The organism is Curtobacterium sp. ME26 (assembly GCF_903970945.1).
GTDB classification, from domain to species: Bacteria; Actinomycetota; Actinomycetes; order Actinomycetales; family Microbacteriaceae; genus Curtobacterium; species Curtobacterium citri.
The window spans coordinates 86044-102067 of record NZ_CAJCKG010000004.1 but is presented as its reverse complement, the minus strand read 5'-3'; the positions used below and the strand labels follow the sequence as shown (position 1 = coordinate 102067).

Here is a 16024-nt window from a genome sequence, read left to right as displayed (position 1 = left end):
TAGCGGCCCGTCGGGGCCGCCCCCGGCCCGGCAGGTGACCGGTGGCCGGACGGGAGGCCCGTGGCGGTGTCGCAACGCGCCTCCCGTCCGGCAGCGGGTCACGTCACGGTCAGACGGCCGTCACGCGGAACGGCACCACGCGGTCGGCCGGCACGAGGGGCGGCTGCAGGCCGACCTGCTCGAGCACGCGGCCGGTGAAGACGCGGTCACCGGACCACCACGCGGGCGCCCGCACGTCGTCGCCCGCACCGACGATCACCGGGTCGACGCGGTACCGCGTGTCGGGGTCGAGGTCGCGGAAGACCACGCGGCCGACGCCGGACACGTCCGAGCGACCGGTGCTGGCGACGAAGAACGCCGCCTGGCGGCGGTCCTCGGCGACCACGCCGTACACGAGCCGCGTCGGGTCGACCTCGTCCACCCGGACGAGCAGACCGCCGTGCAGGAGCGCACGCCACTCCTTGTGCAGCGTGATCCACGACGCGAGCGTGCGTTCCTCGTCCGCGGTGGCCCGGGCGAGGTCCCACTCGATGCCGAGGTGCCCGATCAGGGCGGTGCCCGCACGGAAGGAGACGTCGTGGGAGCGCCCGGTGGTGTGGTTCACGCCGCTGGCGACGTGCGCCCCGAGGAGCTCCGGGGGCAGGAGCTGCTGCGTCCAGCGGTGCATCTGCTGGCGCTCGGAGGGGTCGATGTCGTCGGACACCCACACGCGGTCGGTGTGCTCGATCACGGCGAGGTCGACCCGGGCCCCACCGGACGAGCACGACTCGATCTCGAGCGACGGGAAGCGCTCCTTGAGCGTCGCCATCAGCCGGTACGTCGCGAGGGTCTGCTCGTGCACGGCGGCCCCACCGCCCGGGTGCCCCGCCTCGACGAGGTCGCGGTTGTGGTCCCACTTGACGTAGTCGATGCCGTACTCGCCGATGATCGCCGTCATCCGTTCGAGCACGTACGCGGAGGCCTCGGGGATCGCGAGGTTGAGCACCTGCTGGTCTCGGGAGCGCACGGGCAGCCGACCGTCGGCCTGCATGATCCACTCCGGGTGCGCCCGGGCGAGGTCGCTGTCCTCGTTGACCATCTCCGGCTCGAACCACAGGCCGAACTCCATGCCGAGTGCGCGGACCCGGTCGACGATCGGGCCGAGGCCGTCGGGCCAGACGTCCTCGTCGACGTACCAGTCGCCGAGCCCGGCGTGGTCGTCGCGCCGACCGCGGAACCAGCCGTCGTCGAGCACGTACCGCTCGACCCCGAGCCGGGCAGCGCGCTCGGCGAGGTCGGTCAGCCGCGCGAGGTCGTGGTCGAAGTAGACGGCCTCCCACACGTTGATGGTGACCGGACGCGGGGTCGACGGGTGCTGGGACCGACTGCGCAGCCAGCGGTGGAAGCGCCGGGCCTGGTCGTCGAGGCCGTCACCGTACGCGGCGTAGACCCACGGTCCCTCGTACGACTCGCCCGTCGCGAGCCGGACCTCCCCCGGCAGCAGGAGCTCGCCGCCCCCGGCGACCTGGCGACCGGTGGCGAGCCGCTCGGCGAAGTGCCGGTGGTTGCCGCTCCACGCGGTGTGCACGCCCCAGACCTCGCCGCGGGCGAAGCCGAAGCCGGGCTCCCCGACGCTGAGGACGGTCGCGGCGTCGGCACCCGTCCGACCCTTGCGGCTGTCGCGTTCGTGCGCGCCGACGACGAGGGCGCGACGCTGCGGGGTGCGCTCCTTGCCCCAGTGACCGGCGAAGTCGAGGACCTCGCGGGCGCGGGAGGGCACGGGCAGGGCGACGGTCAGGTCGTCCACCGTGTACACGCCGTCGGCGGCGTTCGTGACCGCCGCGCGGGCACGGACCAGCCCCGACCCGAGCAGCTCGACCGTCACCCGGACGGTCAGTCCCGCGACCGTGTCCTCGGCGTCGGCGACCACGCGGTTCCCGTCGACGTCGAGGGCGGTGACGGTGAAGGCGGGCGACCAGTCGCGACCGTCGCGGTGGCCGGAGAGCCCGGGACGACCCGTCCACCCCCGGTGGGGTTCCGGCAGCAGGGCGAGGCGGACGGGGACGTCGGCCTCGTTGTTCGCCACGACGGCGACGTCGGCGTCCGCGAGCGCGACGAGCTCGTCGTCGGAGAGGGACCCGAGTGCGGCGCCCCAGTGCACGACGGCGGGGAGCGCGTTCGCGCGGCAGTCGAGGACGAGGGAGACACCCCCGGCGGTGAGGTGGACGAGGTCGTGCGAGGTCGGCGTGGTGGTCGGCATCGGTGCTCCGGTCGGCGTCGTTGGCGGTGTCGAGCCTTCCGGTCCGTGCGCGCTGCCGCAACCCGACGCGCGTGGGAGCGGTCAGCCCACGGGGATCAGAACCAGCGCTTGACCTTGAACACCACGAACAGGACCACCGCGAACAGCACCATCGCGAGGATGGACAGCGGGTAGCCCCAGGTCCACGACAGCTCGGGCATGTGCGTGAAGTTCATGCCGTAGATCGCCGCGATGAGCGTCGGCGCGAACAGGATCGCGGCCCAGCCGGAGATGCGCTTCGTGTCGTCGTTCTGCTTCTGCGCCGCGAGCGTCGAGTCGACCGTCAGGGCGTTCTGCAGGAGCTGCCGGAAGGTGTCGAGCCGCTCGACCGTGCGGATGACGTGGTCGAGCACGTCGCGGAACCGACGTTGGAGCTCCACGGGCAGGTGGTACTTCTCGGCACCCCGGTGCAGGTTCTCGATGATGCCGATGAGGGGCCGCGCCGCGCGCTGGAAGTCGACGACCTCGCCGAACAGCTCGTAGATGCGCCGCGACACCCCGGTGACACCGGCGAACAGCTGGTCCTCGATCTGGTTGATGTCCTCCTCGAGCCCGTCGATGACCGGCGCGTAGCCGTCGACGATCGAGTCCATGAGCGCCCAGAGCTGCGCCTGCGGTCCGGCCGTGACCAGACCGGGCTTGCCGCTCATGCGCTGCAGGGCCCGCGGGACGGCGTCGCGGCCGCGCGGGTCGGCCGCGACGACCGCGAGGAAGAAGTCCTGCCCGACGAAGGCGTGCACCTCACCGAACTCCACCTCCTCCGCACCGTCGTGGTAGACCGCCGGCTTGAGGACGGTGAAGAGCGTCGAGCCGTACCGCTCGAGCTTCGGGCGCTGGTGTCCCTCGGCGGCGTCCTCGACCGCGAGCTCGTGCAGACCGAGGGCCACCGCGACGTCGCCGAGCTCCTGGGCGTCCGGCTCGTGCAGCACGATGCACGCGCTGGCGCCCTGCTCGCCGACCAGCCGGAAGGTGTCGTCGAGCGAGGGGCACGCCATCGGCGCGATCCGGTCGACGTAGACGGTGTTGAGCGCGACGGTCACGAGGCCACCGTACGCACCCGTGCGACGCTCCGCTGCCGTCCCCCGCGCTCCTGGACGCCGGCTGCGCGCGCGGCCGGTCGACGTCGTACGGTCGATTTCATCAGCATGCTGACGAACGGAGTGGACATGAGGAAGATCTGGAAGCGCATCGCGATCGCCGTGAGTGCGGTCGTGGCGGTCGTCGGGGCGTTCGTCGGCTCCGGTGCCGCGGGCGGGACCCCGATCCAGGACGCGGCGGGCGGGGCGCTCTCGGCGTCGTCGACGGCCATCGCGCCGGACGGTCCCGCGTTCTCGATCTGGAGCGTCGTCTACGTCGGGCTCATCGCCTACGCGGTGCGGCAGTGCTTCCGGACCGCCGACGACGAGCGGCACGAGCGGCTGTTCGTCCCCGCGGTGCTCTCGCTGCTCCTCAACGCCGCGTGGATCCTGTCGGTGCAGTTCGGGTTCCTGTGGGCGAGCGAGCCGATCATCGTCGCGCTGCTCGCCGTGCTCGCGTGGGCGTTCGTGGTGCTCCGTCGCACCCGTCCGTCGGGCACCGTCGAAGCGGTCGTCACGGACGGCACGTTCGGGCTCTACCTCGGGTGGGTGTGCGTCGCGACGGCGGCGAACACCGCTGCGGTGCTCACGGCCGCGGGCTTCCGGGGCCTCGGGCTCGGGCAGGACGCGTGGGGCGTGCTCGTCGCCGCGGTGGCCGGGCTCGTCGGCGTCGCACTCGCAGTGTGGGGTGGCGGACGCCTGGCCCCGACCGCGGCGCTCGGGTGGGGGCTCGCCTGGGTCGCTGTCGCGCGGCTCGACGGCCCGCTCGTGTCGGTGCCGACCGCCGTGACGTCGGTCGTCGCCGTCGCCGTCGTGGTGGTCACCACGCTCGTGGTCCGCACCCGCACCGGCTGGGCTCGTGCTCGCGCGGGCTCCCCGGCGCGCACGGCGTAGCGGCGTTCCCCGAGGCTCGGCCCGGCGGACACTTTCGCGTCAGGATCTTCGCGAAAGTGTCCGTCCAGCCGAGGCTCGGCCAGGCGCGTAGCGGCGTGCGCGCCGGCGCGTCAGCGGCCCGCCGCCGCCAGGCCGTGGGCAGCGGCGACGGCCTCGTTGACCACGCGACCGGCGTGCACGTTCACGCCCTTCGCGAGCGCCGGGTCGGCGGCGGTCGCCTGCTCCCAGCCCTGGTCCGCGATCGCGATCGCGTACGGCAGCGTCGCGTTCGTCAGCGAGATCGTGCTCGTGCGCGGCACCGCGCCGGGCATGTTCGCCACGCAGTAGTAGACGGCGTCGTGCACGCGGAACGTCGGGTCGTCGTGCGTGGTCGGCCGCGATCCCTCGAAGCAGCCGCCCTGGTCGATCGCGATGTCGACCAGCACCGCCCCCTGGCGCATGTCGGCGACCATGGCGTCGGTGACGAGCTTCGGCGCCGAGGCCCCCGGGATGAGCACCGACCCGATCACCAGGTCCGCGTCGCGCAGGGCGTCCGCGATCGCGTGCGACGAGGACCGCAGCGTCGTGATGCGTCCGTCGAACCGGGCGTCGAGCGCTCGGAGGCGGGGCAGGCTGATGTCGAACACCGTGACCTCGGCACCGAGGCCGAGCGCCATCGTCGCCGCGTGCTCGCCCGCGACGCCGCCTCCGATCACGACGACCCGACCGCGCGGGGTGCCGGGCACGCCGCCGAGCAGCAGGCCGCGACCGCCGTTCGTCCGCATGAGCTGGTGGGCCCCGACCTGCACGGACAGGCGCCCGGCGATCTCCGACATCGGCGAGAGCAGCGGCAGCGACCGGTCGGGCAGCTGCACGGTCTCGTACGCGATCGCGGTCGCGCCTGAGGCCACGAGCGCGTCGGTCAGGGGGCGGTCGGCCGCGAGGTGCAGGTAGGTGAAGAGCACCTGGCCGGGTCGGATCGCATCGTACTCGGACGCCACGGGCTCCTTGACCTTGAGCACGAGGTCGGCGCGCTCCCACACCTCGGCGGCGGTGCCGACGACGGTCGCGCCCGCGGCCCGGTACTCGTCGTCGGCGAAGGACGAGCCGTCCCCCGCTCCGGCCTGGACGAGCACCTCGTGCCCGTGCAGCGTGAGCTCACCCACACCGGCCGGGGTGGCCGCGACGCGGTACTCGTTGTTCTTGACTTCGGTGGGGACGCCGATGAGCATCACGGACTCCTTCGTGGGCGGTGCAGGTCCCTCCCACGATGCGCTCGGGTTCGTGTCGAGCACGTTGCGGCCGAACATCTGCGCAGACCGGCGGCGTTCGGTGCGATGACGTTCGGCACCGGCTCGTCGGTCGCCGGCTCGGCCGAACCGGGTGTCAGCGCGTCCGGAGCGATTCGCTCGGCAGTTCGCCGAACCGCGCGCGGTACGTCGCCGAGAACCGACCGAGGTGCCCGAACCCCCACGACCGAGCGATGTCCGCGACGCTCGTCTCGTCGCGGTCGCCGCGCAGCAGGTCGCCGCGAGCACCGTCGAGCCGGACGCTCCGCAGCAGGTCACCCGGGGTCTGGTCGAGGTGCCGACGGAGCGACTGCTGCAGCCCGCGGGCGCTCAACCCGGCAGCGGCGGCGATCTCCGGGGTGCCGATGGCGTCACGCGCGTGGGCGTGCACGTACTCGAGCGCGCGGCGGAGCCGGTCGTGCTCCGGGCCGTTGCCGTGGACGGACGACTGCCAGCGGTCGCGCCGCGGGAACGCCTCGACCGCGGCGGCGACGAAGGCGTCCGTGATGGTCCGCTGCACGGTCGGTGTCATCCGGTGCTCGACGTCGAGCCACGTCGACGCGTGGGCACGGACGGCGGCCTGCCACGTCCGGATGCCCTCGGCCGTCGGTCGCCGCATCGCCTCGAACGCGAACTCCGGGTCACCGACGGTCGCTCGCACGTGGTCGCGGTCGAGGTGCACGAGGTTCAGGCCGATGTCGCGGTGGTGCAGCTCGTACGCCTCGGCGAAGGGCAGCACCACGGGGACACCCGGCTCGAGGTCGATCGACCGGCCGCCGTGGGTGATCGTGCTCGAGCCCGACCGCAGCCACGCGACGAGGAACTGGTCGTCGACCATGCTCTCCGTCCGGAGGTCGACCAGGAAGCGGGACGACCGCAGCGACATGCGTTCGTCACCCACGCCGGCGAAGTCCCAGTGCGGGCGCTGCCGGGTCCGTCGGACCCGCGGCGTCCGGAAGTCGTAGTCGCCCGTGAAGAAGGCCAGGGCTTCGTCCACGTCGCTGCCGACGAGCCGTCGGAAGTAGCGCGCATCGTCGTGCGACGACCCGTTCGACGGCGCCGACGACGGGGCCGCCGGGCGCGTGGTGTCGGGAGCCGGCTGACCGGTATCGCGAGGAAGCACCATGCACCAGAACGTACGGGCGACCACCGACAAAGTACGTCAGGCCCTGACTCAGGGCTGCAGGATCGCCTGCCCCACGCTCTCGTCGAGGATGAGGTCGGTGATGAGCCCCGCGGCGAGCGCGCCCTTCAGTGAGGCCGCCTTGGACCGCCCGGCCACCACGCACACCCGCCGGGGCGACCGCTTGATCGTGTCGAGGTCCGGCGCCCCCGCGCGGGCGTTCACCCCGATGTCCTTCCACGACCCGTCGGCGCGGTAGAACACCGTCGACACGTCGCCGACGACGCCCGCCTCGGTCAGCTCGTCGCGGTCCGCCGGGTCGAGGTAGCCGCCGGAGTAGACGTGCGAGGGCACCGGGGCCTGCGGCGCGCCGACGCCGAACACCACGAGGTCCATCCGCTCGTGCAGGTCGAGCACCCGGCGGATGGAGCGCTCGCGGAACAGCATCTCCTTCGTCGCCGGGTCGTCGAAGAACGCCGGCACCGGGAACTGCTGCACGAAGGCGCCGTAGGCCTCACCGAACCGACGGAGGATCTCGGACGCGTAGACGATGCCCGTGGTCCGGGTGTTCGCGGCCCCGTTGATCTGCACGACCGTCGAGCCGTGCGTGGTCTTCGGCACGAGGTACCGGCTGACGGCGCTCACGGTCGAGCCCCACGAGATGCCGATCACCATGTTCGACTCGACGTACTGCGTGAGGATCCGTGCGGCGCTCAGGGCGACGCGCTCGAGCCGGTCGACGTCGCTCGTGTGGTCCGGCACCGGTACGACGTGCGCGTGCACGCCGAACCGCGCGCGGATGTTCCGGCTCAGCGCGGCGGCCTGGTCCAGCGGCGAGCGGATCTGGATGTCCACGAGCCCGGTGTCCCTGGCGTACTTCAGCAGGCGCGACACCGAGGAGCGCGACGTCCCCAGCTCGTCGGCGATGGCGTCCATCGTCAGGTCCTGCAGGTAGTACAGGTGTGCGGCGCGCAGCGCCTGCTGGGTCCGCATCGGCTGCGCCGCGTCGCTCATGGGAACCGAGCATGCACGGACGTGCACGGCCTCTGCAACCCCGGTCGCGCCTCCCGGCCGCCCCTGCCCGCCCCGATGCCGTCACCGACAGGTGTGCTGCACGTTCGTGCACGTGAGTTGCCCGACCTCTCACGGAGGCGCACGATCGAAGGCGTCCCACGGAACCGACCCAAGGAAGCGACGCACCATGTCGAAGAAGACGCAGCCCCGGAACACCGTTTCCGCGCTCACCGAGCGCCCGACCGCACAGGTCCTCGTCGTCGGTGGCGGCATCAACGGCATCGCCACCTTCCGCGACCTCGCGCTCCAGGGCGTCGACGTCGTGCTCGTCGAGCGCGGCGACTACGCCGGCGGTGCGTCCGCCGCGTCGAGCCACATGATCCACGGTGGCATCCGCTACCTCGAGAACGGCGAGTTCCGCCTGGTGCGCGAGAGCGTGCAGGAGCGCAACGGCCTCATCCGCATCGCCCCGCACTACGTCAAGCCGCTGCAGACGACGATGCCGATCTTCTCGACGTTCTCCGGCATCATGAACGCCCCGCTGCGCATGCTCACGCACAAGCAGCGCTCCACGAAGGAGCGCGGCGCGATGCTCATCAAGATCGGCATGACGATCTACGACTCCTTCTCCCGCGACGGCGGCTCGGTGCCGAAGCACGTGTTCCGCACGAAGAAGGCCGCGCTCGAGGACATGCCGGCCCTGAACAAGGACCTCAAGTACACCGGCACCTACTACGACGCGTCGGTGCACGAGCCGGAGCGCCTGGCCCTCGACGTGCTCAAGGACGGCCTGGCCGCCGCGCAGGGCACCGGCAGCGCCGCGACCGCCCGCGCCGTCAACTACGTCGAGGCAGCCGGTACCCGCGACGGCGGCGTCGTGCTGCGCGACCGCGAGACCGGCGAGGAGTTCGTCTTCTCGGCCGAGGTCGTCGTGAACGCGTCCGGGCCCTGGACCGACCTGACGAACCAGGCGTTCGGCGGCGAGACCAAGTACATGGGCGGCACGAAGGGCTCCCACATCGTCGTGCAGAACGACGAGCTGCTCGAGGCGACCAAGGGCCGCGAGCTGTTCTTCGAGAACAACGACGGGCGCATCGTCCTCATCTACCCGCTCAAGGGCCGCGTGCTCATCGGGACGACGGACATCGACGCCGACCCGTCGAAGCCCGTCACCACGACCGAGGAGGAGATCGACTACTTCTTCGGCCTGGTCAAGCACGTCTTCCCGCAGATCGAGGTCACCCGCGACCACATCGTCTACAGCTACTCGGGCATCCGGCCGCTCCCCCGTCACGAGGACACCGCCCCCGGCTTCGTCTCCCGGGACTACCGGATCGTCGACACCCCGATCGCGGGCCTGCCGTCGACCACCGTGCTGTCGCTCGTCGGCGGCAAGTGGACGACGTTCCGTGCCCTCGCGGCGCACCTGTCGAGTGACGTCACGACGAAGCTCGGCGTGGCCCGGAAGGTCGACACGACCGGCATGCCGATCGGCGGCGGCAAGGACTTCCCGACCACGGACGCCCAGCGTGCCCTGTGGATCAAGTCGCACCGCGACGGCCTCGACGAGCAGCTCGTCGACGGTCTGCTCGAGCGCTACGGCACCCGTGCCGCCGAGGTCGTGGACGTCCTGACCGACGGCCCGGTCGAGGCGCTCGAGTCGGACCCGTCGCTCACCCGCGCCGAGGTCGCCTACTTCGCCGAGCACGAGCAGGCGGTCCACCTGGTGGACGTGGTGCTGCGACGCACGAACCTCGCGTTCGTCGGTGGCGTGACGATCGACCTGCTCGACGAGCTCGCTGACGTCATGGCCGGGTCGCTCGGCTGGACCACCGAGGAGCGCGCGGACGAGGTCCAGCGCACCCTCGACGTGCTGCGCGAGTCGCACGGTGTGGTCGTCCCGCTGCACACGGCGGCGCAGCCCGCGTAGTCCCCACGCAACCGGACGGGAGGCGCGGTGCCGGCTGGCACCGCGCCTCCCGTCCGTCACGTGGTCGGGTCAGAAGCGCTCGCCGGTCGGGTCCTGCGCCGTCCGGTCGATCAGCTCGTCGCCGCCGACCGGCTCGCCCTCCCAGTCGACCAGGCGCCAGCCGTCCTCGAAGGAGCCCTCGACCTCGACGATGCCGGTGTTCTCCAGGTGGCGCTGCGTCCCGAACTCGTCCGGGGTGTTCTGCGCGACGGCGCTCGCCCACGTCCGGATCGCGGCACCGTGGCTGAACGCCGCGGCGACGCCGACCCCGGAGGCGACGACGTGCCGCACCGCCTCGTCGTACCGGGCGAAGAACTCCTCGCCGCTCTCGGCGCCGGGCATCCGGCTGGCACGGTCGCCGGCCGACCACCCGTGCACGGTCGAGATGTACATCTGCACCGACGTCCGGTCGTGCTTGCCCTGCAGGTCGCCGGCCTCGATCTCCCGGAGCCCGGGCAGCACCTCCGGCTCGAGCCCGAGTGCGGCGGCGAGGGGTGCGGCGGTGACCTGCGTCCGGACCATCGAGGAGACGAAGAGCCGCTCGATCCCCCGGTCGGCCAGGGCTGCCGGCAGCGCGTCGGCCTGCCGCTGCCCGAGCTCGGTCAGCCCGGGGCCGGGCACCTCGGCGTCGAGGACGCCGTTCACGTTGGCGGGGGTCTGGCCGTGGCGGATGAGCAGCAGTCGCATGCGCCCACCCTACGGACGCCCGGTGACCTCGCTCCTGAGGGCGGTGGTCGTGACCCGGTGACGGACGGGGACGCCGTCACCCCAGGGTGTCGAGCAGGGCGCGCGCGGTCGCCGCGTCGGTGACGAGCTCGTTCACCATGCCGGCGCGCACGGCACCGACGATGCTCGTCACCTTGGCCGCGCCGACCGCGACGCCCACGGCGTGCGGGACCCCGGCCAGGACCTCCCGCGAGGTCCGGACCATCCGCTCGCTGCCGGGGAACTCGACCGGTGACCCGTCGGGCGCGAAGAAGTTGAGGCACACGTCACCGGCGGCCTCGTGCAGCACGGCGTCGTCCACGGGCAGCCCGGTGGCGAACGCCTCGCGGGTGAGGACGGGGGCACCGATGCCCAGGAACGCCCCCTTCGCGCGGCCCCACAGCCCGACGACGTGCTGGAACGCCGGGTCCTCGTCGAGGGTCGCCCGCATCGCCGCGGACGGCAGCGCCTGGGCGAACAGGAACGCCGGGATCGCCCCGGAACGCTGCGCTGCCGCCCGGGTGATCTCGTTCGTCTGGAACCAGGGCGTCGGGTCCGCCTGGCCCCCGACGGTCGGTACGAGCTGCACGCCCGTGAGCGGCGGCATGCCCGCGTGCGCGACGTCGGAGACCGTCCGGCCGGAGGACATCAGGACCGCGTCCCCGGGCACGAGCCCCATCCCCTCGACCGCGGTCGCGATCGGGCCGGCCAGGTCCGCGCCGAGGGTCGCCTGGTGGGTGACCGCCGCCAGGTGCACGGCGCGGAGTCCGAGCACGACCTGCAGGCGCTCGGCGAGGGCCACCGTCTCGTCCTGGAAGGGGTCGACGACCTCGATCCGGACGAGCCCGGCGCGCCGCGCCTCGGACACGAGTCGGCTGACGGTCGGCCGGGACACCCCGAGCCGCTCGGCGATCTCGCCCTGCGTGGCGTCCTCGAGGTAGTACATCCGCGCCGCCTGGTAGACGGTGTCGAGCGGGAAGCGGCCCCTGGCCCCCTCCGTCGCGGTCGTGCTCTCGGAGGACATGCGGCGGGACCCTTCACCTCGGTCGGACACCGCCGATCGTAGTCGGCAGGGCTCAGCGGATCGTGTACCCGCCGTCGACCCGGAGGTCGGCGCCGTTCACCATCGCGGCGGCGTCGCTCGCCAGGAACAGGACTGCCGCCGCGACCTCGGCCGGGGTCGCGAAGCGTCCGGTCGGGATCTCGTCCTGGTGCCGCACCCCGGCCTCGTTCGCCCACGCCGCGCGCCCCAGGTCGGTGAGCACGACGGTCGGCGACACCGTGTTGACGGTCACCCCGCGACCGCCCCACTCGAGCGCCAGCACGCGGGTGAGCCCGAGCACGCCGGCCTTCGACGCGCAGTACGCCGCGTGCCGGTCGAGCCCGACGTGGGCGGCCTGCGAGGCGATGTTCACGATCCGGCCCCGACCCGCCGCCAGCATGTGCCGACCGACGGCCTGCGCGAGCCGGAAGGTCCCGGTCAGGTTCACGTCGAGCGTCCGTGCCCAGGCGTCGGCCCCCAGGTCCTCGGCGGCGTCCAGCGCCACGATGCCGGCGCAGTTGACGAGCACGTCGACGGTGCCGGTCTCGTCGACCACCGCGGTGACCGTCCGTCCGACCGAGCCGTCGTCGGTGACGTCGCACGCGAGGCCGAGGTGTGGTGCCCCGTCCCCGGTCGGCGGGAGGTCGGCGGCCGCGGACGAGGCGGCGTCGGCGCGGACGTCGACGATCGCGACCCGGGCACCGCGTCCGGCGGCGGCCCGGGCGATCGCGTTGCCGATGCCGGACGCCCCGCCCGTCACCAGGACGGTGCGACCGGTGAGGTCGTTCGTGAGGTCGACGTCGGCGGGACCCGGACGGAGGGCTGAGGTGTGGTCTGCAGTCATGTCGGGAACGGTAGCAGTACGTGACATTGTGCATTGATGTACTCCCGTTGTACGGTCGGACCGTCCTCGTTCCGAGGGCGTCCAGCTGACCGACGGAGGACCAGCCCGTGTCGACGACGACCCGCACCAGACCGACCACGACCACCACCGCCGGGGCGACCGCCACCGGACGCACGTCCACCGCCCGAGCGACCGAGGGCCGACTGGACCGGATGGGCATCCCCCGCCCGCTCGCCCTCGGCTTCGTCGCCGTCCTGCTCTTCATGACGGGGGTCGGGGTCGAGTCGAACTTCGTCGTGCCGCACGTGGTCGCGGTCCTCGGCAGCCCCGAGACCACCGTCGCGGCGATCGTCACCTGCTCCAGCCTCGCCGCCCTCGTCGGGTCGTACCTCTCGGGCGCCCTGTCCGACCTGGTCGGGCCGCGGCGGGTGATGGTCGTCGGCTTCGTCGCCTGGGTCGTGCCGGAGGTGCTGTTCCTCGTGGCGCTCGGCACCGGCAGCGTGCCGTTCGCCGCGGTCGCGTACACCGCCCGCGGCCTGGGCTACCCCCTGTTCGCCTTCGCGTTCCTGGTCTGGGTCGGCATCACCACGCCGCCGCAGCGGAACGGCGCGGCGGTCGGCTGGTTCTACGTCGCCTTCACCGGCGGCCTGCCGACGCTCGGCTCGCTCTTCGCGATCGGGGCGATCCCGGCGCTCGGCGGCGGCACGGTCGGCGAGACCGGGGCGATGGCGGCCTCCGTCGTCCTGGTCACCGCCGGGTTCCTCGTCGTGCTGTTCGGCGTCCGCTTGCCGAACGGCTCCGCGCGCCTCGCCCCCGCGGACGAGAGCACCTGGCGCGTGCTGACGAGCGGCATCCGACTCCTCGCGACACGACCGCGGATCCTGATGGGGTTCGTCGTCCGGCTGATCGACACCGCACCCGAGTTCGGCATGTTCGTCGTCCTGCCCGCCGTGATCGCCGACGAGCGCGGGTGGGGCCAGCAGCGGTGGCTGCTCATGACCGTCTGCGTCTACGCCACGAACATCCTCGTGAACGCGCTGTTCGGCTGGGTCGGCGACCGGATCGGCTGGCAGCGCACCGTCCGGTGGTTCGGCGTCGTCGGCTCCGCCGCGGGCCTGCTCGCATGGTGGTACGTCCCGCAGCTCGTGCCGGCCGGGTCCGACTGGGGCTACGTGCTCTCGGTCGTGGCGGGGTGCGTCTTCGGCTGCATGCTCGCCGGGTTCGTGCCGATGGGCGCGATCATGCCCGCGCTCGCCCCCGGGCACGAGGGCGCGGCCATGGCGGTGTACACGACGGCGGCGGGCGGTGCGGCGTTCGTCGGCACCGCGGTCGTGGCGGTCGTGCTCGCCCTGGGCGGCGGTGGCGAGGCGGTGACGTGGACGTTCGTCGGCCTCTACGCCTGCGCCTTCGCGATGGTCCACTTCCTCGTCGTGCCGCAGGACGGAGGGCACCGCGCCGCCCACTGACCGCCGACCACCACCGCGCCACCGCGCCACCGCGCCACCGCGCCACCGACCCCGACCACCCAGCCCCGACAACGGAGGACCCCAGCACCATGACCACCATCCACGACGCTCCCGAGGAGTTCGCCGAGGACCAGCTCGCCGGCTGGACCGCGCTGTACGCCGACCGCGTCCGCCCCGTCCACGGCGGCGTCGTCGCCCTGCCCACCGCCGGCGCCGAACCGCAGGTGGCCGTCGTCGTCGGCGGCGGCTCCGGCCACTACCCGGCCTTCTGCGGGCTCGTCGGCCCGGGCCTGGCGACCGGCGCCGTCGTCGGCAACGTCTTCACCTCACCGTCCGCCGCACAGGTCTGGTCCGTCGCCCGGGCCGCCGACCAGGGACGCGGCGTCGTCCTGGCCTTCGGCAACTACGCCGGCGACCGGATGAACTTCGGGCTCGCGGCCGAGCGGCTCCGCGCCGAGGGCATCGACACCCGGATCGTCACCGTGACCGACGACGTCGCCTCGGCCGCGGACCCCGCCGACCGACGCGGGATCGCGGGGACCCTCGCGGTGTCCAAGGCCATGGGCGCCGCGGCCGCCGCAGGGGCACCGATCGACGAGGTCGAGCGGACCGGCCGACGCTGCAACGCCGCGACCCGGACGATCGGCGTCGCGGCCTCCGGCTGCACCCTGCCCGGCGCGGACCGGCCGCTGTTCCGCGTGCCGGACGGGCACCTCGGGCTCGGTCTCGGGATCCACGGCGAGCCGGGCATCCGCGACGTCCCGCTGCTCTCCGCGACCGCGCTCGCGGCCCTGCTCGTCGACCGGCTCCTCGACGAGCGTCCGGCCGGCGCCGGCACGCGGGTCGCGCCGGTGCTCAACGGCCTCGGCGACACGACGCAGGAGGAGCTCTTCCTCCTGTGGGGCCGGGTACTCCCCCTGCTCGTTGCCGCCGGCCTCGAGGTCGTCGAGCCCGAGGTCGGCAACGTCGTCACGAGCCTGGACATGGGCGGGTGCTCCCTCACCCTGCAGTGGCTCGACGACGACCTCGAGCGCCTGTGGCGGGCGGACGCCTACGCACCGGGCTACCGCAAGGTGGCGGCGCCGGTCGCCGCGCTCGTGCCGGCCACGGCGGTGGCCGAGGCCGCTGCGGAGGCGACAGTCGCGCCGGAGGCGAGCGCCGCCTCCCGGACGGCCGCCGGAGCCGCACGCGCCGCGGTGGTGGCGATGGACGAGCTGCTGCGCGACGCCGAGGAGACGCTCGGTCGCATCGACGCGGTCGCCGGCGACGGCGACCACGGTCGCGGCATGGTGAAGGGGGTGGGTGCGGCCCGACGGGCGGTCGAGCAGACCGGCCGGGAGGCAGGGGTCGCCTTCGTCCTCGGCCGCGCCGGTGAGGCGTGGGCCGCCTCCGCCGGCGGCACGTCCGGGGTGCTCTGGGGTGCCGCGCTCGAGGCGTTCGGTCGGTCGCTCGGCGACGCTGCGGATCGCCTCACGGCGGCCGACGTCGTCGACGCGGCGCAGGCGTTCGCCGACGCGATCGTGCACCTCGGCGGTGCGCAGCGCGGCGACAAGACGCTGCTCGACGCGCTCCTGCCGTTCGTGGACGCGCTGCGTGCCGCCGTGGGGTCGGGCGCGCGACTGGACGAGGCGTGGCGGACGGCCGCCGCGGTCGCCGTCGAGCAGGCGGCCGCCACCGCCGGGCTCACGCCGCGTGTGGGCCGGGCACGGCCCCTCGCCGAGAAGAGCGTCGGCACCCCGGACGCGGGTGCGACGTCGATGGGGATGGTGCTCACGTGCGTCGGCGAGGTGCTCGCCGCGCGCGTGGACGACCGGGAAGGGGTGACGGCATGACGTTCCGTCTGGTGATCGGGTCGGACGACGCGGGGTTCGACCACAAGGAGGTCCTCCGACGCGACCTCGAGGCCGACGACCGCGTGGCGAGCGTGGTCGACGTGGGCGTGGACGCCGACGGGCACACGGCGTACCCGCACGTCGCCGTCGAGGCCGCGCGCATGGTGGCCGACGGCCGGGCCGACCGGGCGCTCCTGGTCTGCGGGACGGGTCTCGGCGTGGCCATCGCCGCGAACAAGGTGCCCGGCATCCGTGCGGTGACGGCGCACGACCCGTTCTCGGTCGAGCGGTCCGTGCTGTCGAACGACGCGCAGGTGCTCTGCCTCGGCCAGCGCGTGGTCGGCGTCGAGCTGGCGCGGCGACTCGTGCGCGAGTGGCTCGGGTACACGTTCGATCCCGCCTCGCCGAGCGCCGAGAAGGTCCGGGCGATCTGCGCCTACGAGGGAGGGGTGCCCGAGGAGCTGCCCTGACGGTCGATCCCCAGCCGGTCGATCCCCAGCCGGTCGATCCCCA

Annotated in this window: 13 protein-coding genes; 5 read left to right on the top strand and 8 right to left on the bottom strand. The window is 73.3% G+C overall.

The window, feature by feature from the left end:
- Positions 1 to 109 precede the first annotated feature (109 nt).
- Positions 110 to 2239 carry an alpha-galactosidase gene (locus H7A69_RS02775; protein WP_182045650.1) on the bottom strand — a complete coding sequence of 710 codons (2130 nt, stop codon included), beginning with the start codon at positions 2237 to 2239 and terminating at the stop codon, positions 110 to 112.
- Between the two features lie 95 nt (positions 2240 to 2334).
- Positions 2335 to 3318, bottom strand: coding sequence for a magnesium and cobalt transport protein CorA (locus H7A69_RS02770; RefSeq protein WP_069713396.1), 984 nt, complete (start codon positions 3316 to 3318; stop codon positions 2335 to 2337).
- A gap of 126 nt (positions 3319 to 3444) precedes the next feature.
- Here H7A69_RS02770 and H7A69_RS02765 point away from each other — a divergent pair, with 126 nt between their 5' ends.
- Positions 3445 to 4248, top strand: coding sequence for a tryptophan-rich sensory protein (locus tag H7A69_RS02765; RefSeq protein WP_182045649.1), 804 nt, complete (start codon positions 3445 to 3447; stop codon positions 4246 to 4248).
- Positions 4249 to 4358: 110 nt separating this feature from the next.
- On the opposite strand, the gene ald is transcribed toward H7A69_RS02765, so the two are convergent.
- From ald to H7A69_RS02750, 3 genes are all read right to left on the bottom strand, one after another.
- Complete coding sequence (ald, locus tag H7A69_RS02760) at positions 4359 to 5459, bottom strand: alanine dehydrogenase (RefSeq protein ID WP_182045648.1); 1101 nt, start codon at positions 5457 to 5459, stop codon at positions 4359 to 4361.
- A 154-nt stretch (positions 5460 to 5613) separates the two neighbouring features.
- A complete protein-coding gene (locus H7A69_RS02755; protein ID WP_182045647.1) occupies positions 5614 to 6642 on the bottom strand; it encodes a helix-turn-helix transcriptional regulator in 1029 nt (342 codons plus the stop codon).
- Positions 6643 to 6690: 48 nt separating this feature from the next.
- Positions 6691 to 7653, bottom strand: a complete 963-nt coding sequence (locus tag H7A69_RS02750) for a sugar-binding transcriptional regulator (protein ID WP_069713399.1) — start codon at positions 7651 to 7653, stop codon at positions 6691 to 6693.
- Between the two features lie 187 nt (positions 7654 to 7840).
- Between H7A69_RS02750 and H7A69_RS02745 the strand changes: the two genes are divergently transcribed.
- Positions 7841 to 9583: a glycerol-3-phosphate dehydrogenase/oxidase gene (locus H7A69_RS02745; RefSeq protein WP_182045646.1), complete on the top strand. Its 1743-nt coding sequence runs from the start codon at positions 7841 to 7843 to the stop codon at positions 9581 to 9583.
- 69 nt (positions 9584 to 9652) lie between these two features.
- Here H7A69_RS02745 and H7A69_RS02740 read toward each other — a convergent pair whose 3' ends face one another.
- From H7A69_RS02740 to H7A69_RS02730, 3 genes are all read right to left on the bottom strand, one after another.
- Complete coding sequence (locus H7A69_RS02740; protein ID WP_182045645.1) at positions 9653 to 10309, bottom strand: histidine phosphatase family protein; 657 nt, start codon at positions 10307 to 10309, stop codon at positions 9653 to 9655.
- Positions 10310 to 10385: 76 nt separating this feature from the next.
- The gene (locus H7A69_RS02735; RefSeq protein ID WP_182045644.1) at positions 10386 to 11351 is read right to left on the bottom strand and encodes a sugar-binding transcriptional regulator; all 966 of its coding nucleotides are present in this window, start codon (positions 11349 to 11351) and stop codon (positions 10386 to 10388) included.
- Positions 11352 to 11403: 52 nt separating this feature from the next.
- On the bottom strand, positions 11404 to 12213 hold the full coding sequence (locus tag H7A69_RS02730; protein ID WP_182045643.1) for a GolD/DthD family dehydrogenase: 810 nt from the start codon (positions 12211 to 12213) through the stop codon (positions 11404 to 11406).
- A gap of 107 nt (positions 12214 to 12320) precedes the next feature.
- Here H7A69_RS02730 and H7A69_RS02725 point away from each other — a divergent pair, with 107 nt between their 5' ends.
- The 3 genes from H7A69_RS02725 (at position 12321) to H7A69_RS02715 (ending at position 15981) form a co-directional block, all read left to right on the top strand.
- On the top strand, positions 12321 to 13679 hold the full coding sequence (locus H7A69_RS02725) for an RbtT/DalT/CsbX family MFS transporter (RefSeq protein WP_259346046.1): 1359 nt from the start codon (positions 12321 to 12323) through the stop codon (positions 13677 to 13679).
- Positions 13680 to 13768: 89 nt separating this feature from the next.
- A complete protein-coding gene (locus H7A69_RS02720) occupies positions 13769 to 15511 on the top strand; it encodes a dihydroxyacetone kinase family protein (protein WP_182045642.1) in 1743 nt (580 codons plus the stop codon).
- Positions 15508 to 15981 (top strand): ribose-5-phosphate isomerase, encoded by a 474-nt coding sequence (locus tag H7A69_RS02715; protein ID WP_182045641.1) that lies wholly within the window; start codon positions 15508 to 15510, stop codon positions 15979 to 15981. Before H7A69_RS02720 ends, H7A69_RS02715 begins: the two co-directional genes overlap by 4 nt.
- The last annotated feature ends 43 nt before the right edge of the window (positions 15982 to 16024 follow it).

Excerpts from the sequence above, each read along its gene's own strand:
- H7A69_RS02775 (WP_182045650.1), bottom strand. The coding sequence starts at position 2,239 with ATGCCGACCACCACGCCGACCTCGCACGACCTCGTCCACCTCACCGCC.
- H7A69_RS02765 (WP_182045649.1), top strand. The coding sequence starts at position 3,445 with ATGAGGAAGATCTGGAAGCGCATCGCGATCGCCGTGAGTGCGGTCGTG.
- ald (WP_182045648.1), bottom strand. The coding sequence starts at position 5,459 with ATGCTCATCGGCGTCCCCACCGAAGTCAAGAACAACGAGTACCGCGTC.
- H7A69_RS02755 (WP_182045647.1), bottom strand. The coding sequence starts at position 6,642 with ATGGTGCTTCCTCGCGATACCGGTCAGCCGGCTCCCGACACCACGCGC.
- H7A69_RS02750 (WP_069713399.1), bottom strand. The coding sequence starts at position 7,653 with ATGAGCGACGCGGCGCAGCCGATGCGGACCCAGCAGGCGCTGCGCGCC.
- H7A69_RS02745 (WP_182045646.1), top strand. The coding sequence starts at position 7,841 with ATGTCGAAGAAGACGCAGCCCCGGAACACCGTTTCCGCGCTCACCGAG.
- H7A69_RS02740 (WP_182045645.1), bottom strand. The coding sequence starts at position 10,309 with ATGCGACTGCTGCTCATCCGCCACGGCCAGACCCCCGCCAACGTGAAC.
- H7A69_RS02735 (WP_182045644.1), bottom strand. The coding sequence starts at position 11,351 with ATGTCCTCCGAGAGCACGACCGCGACGGAGGGGGCCAGGGGCCGCTTC.
- H7A69_RS02730 (WP_182045643.1), bottom strand. The coding sequence starts at position 12,213 with ATGACTGCAGACCACACCTCAGCCCTCCGTCCGGGTCCCGCCGACGTC.
- H7A69_RS02720 (WP_182045642.1), top strand. The coding sequence starts at position 13,769 with ATGACCACCATCCACGACGCTCCCGAGGAGTTCGCCGAGGACCAGCTC.
- H7A69_RS02715 (WP_182045641.1), top strand. The coding sequence starts at position 15,508 with ATGACGTTCCGTCTGGTGATCGGGTCGGACGACGCGGGGTTCGACCAC.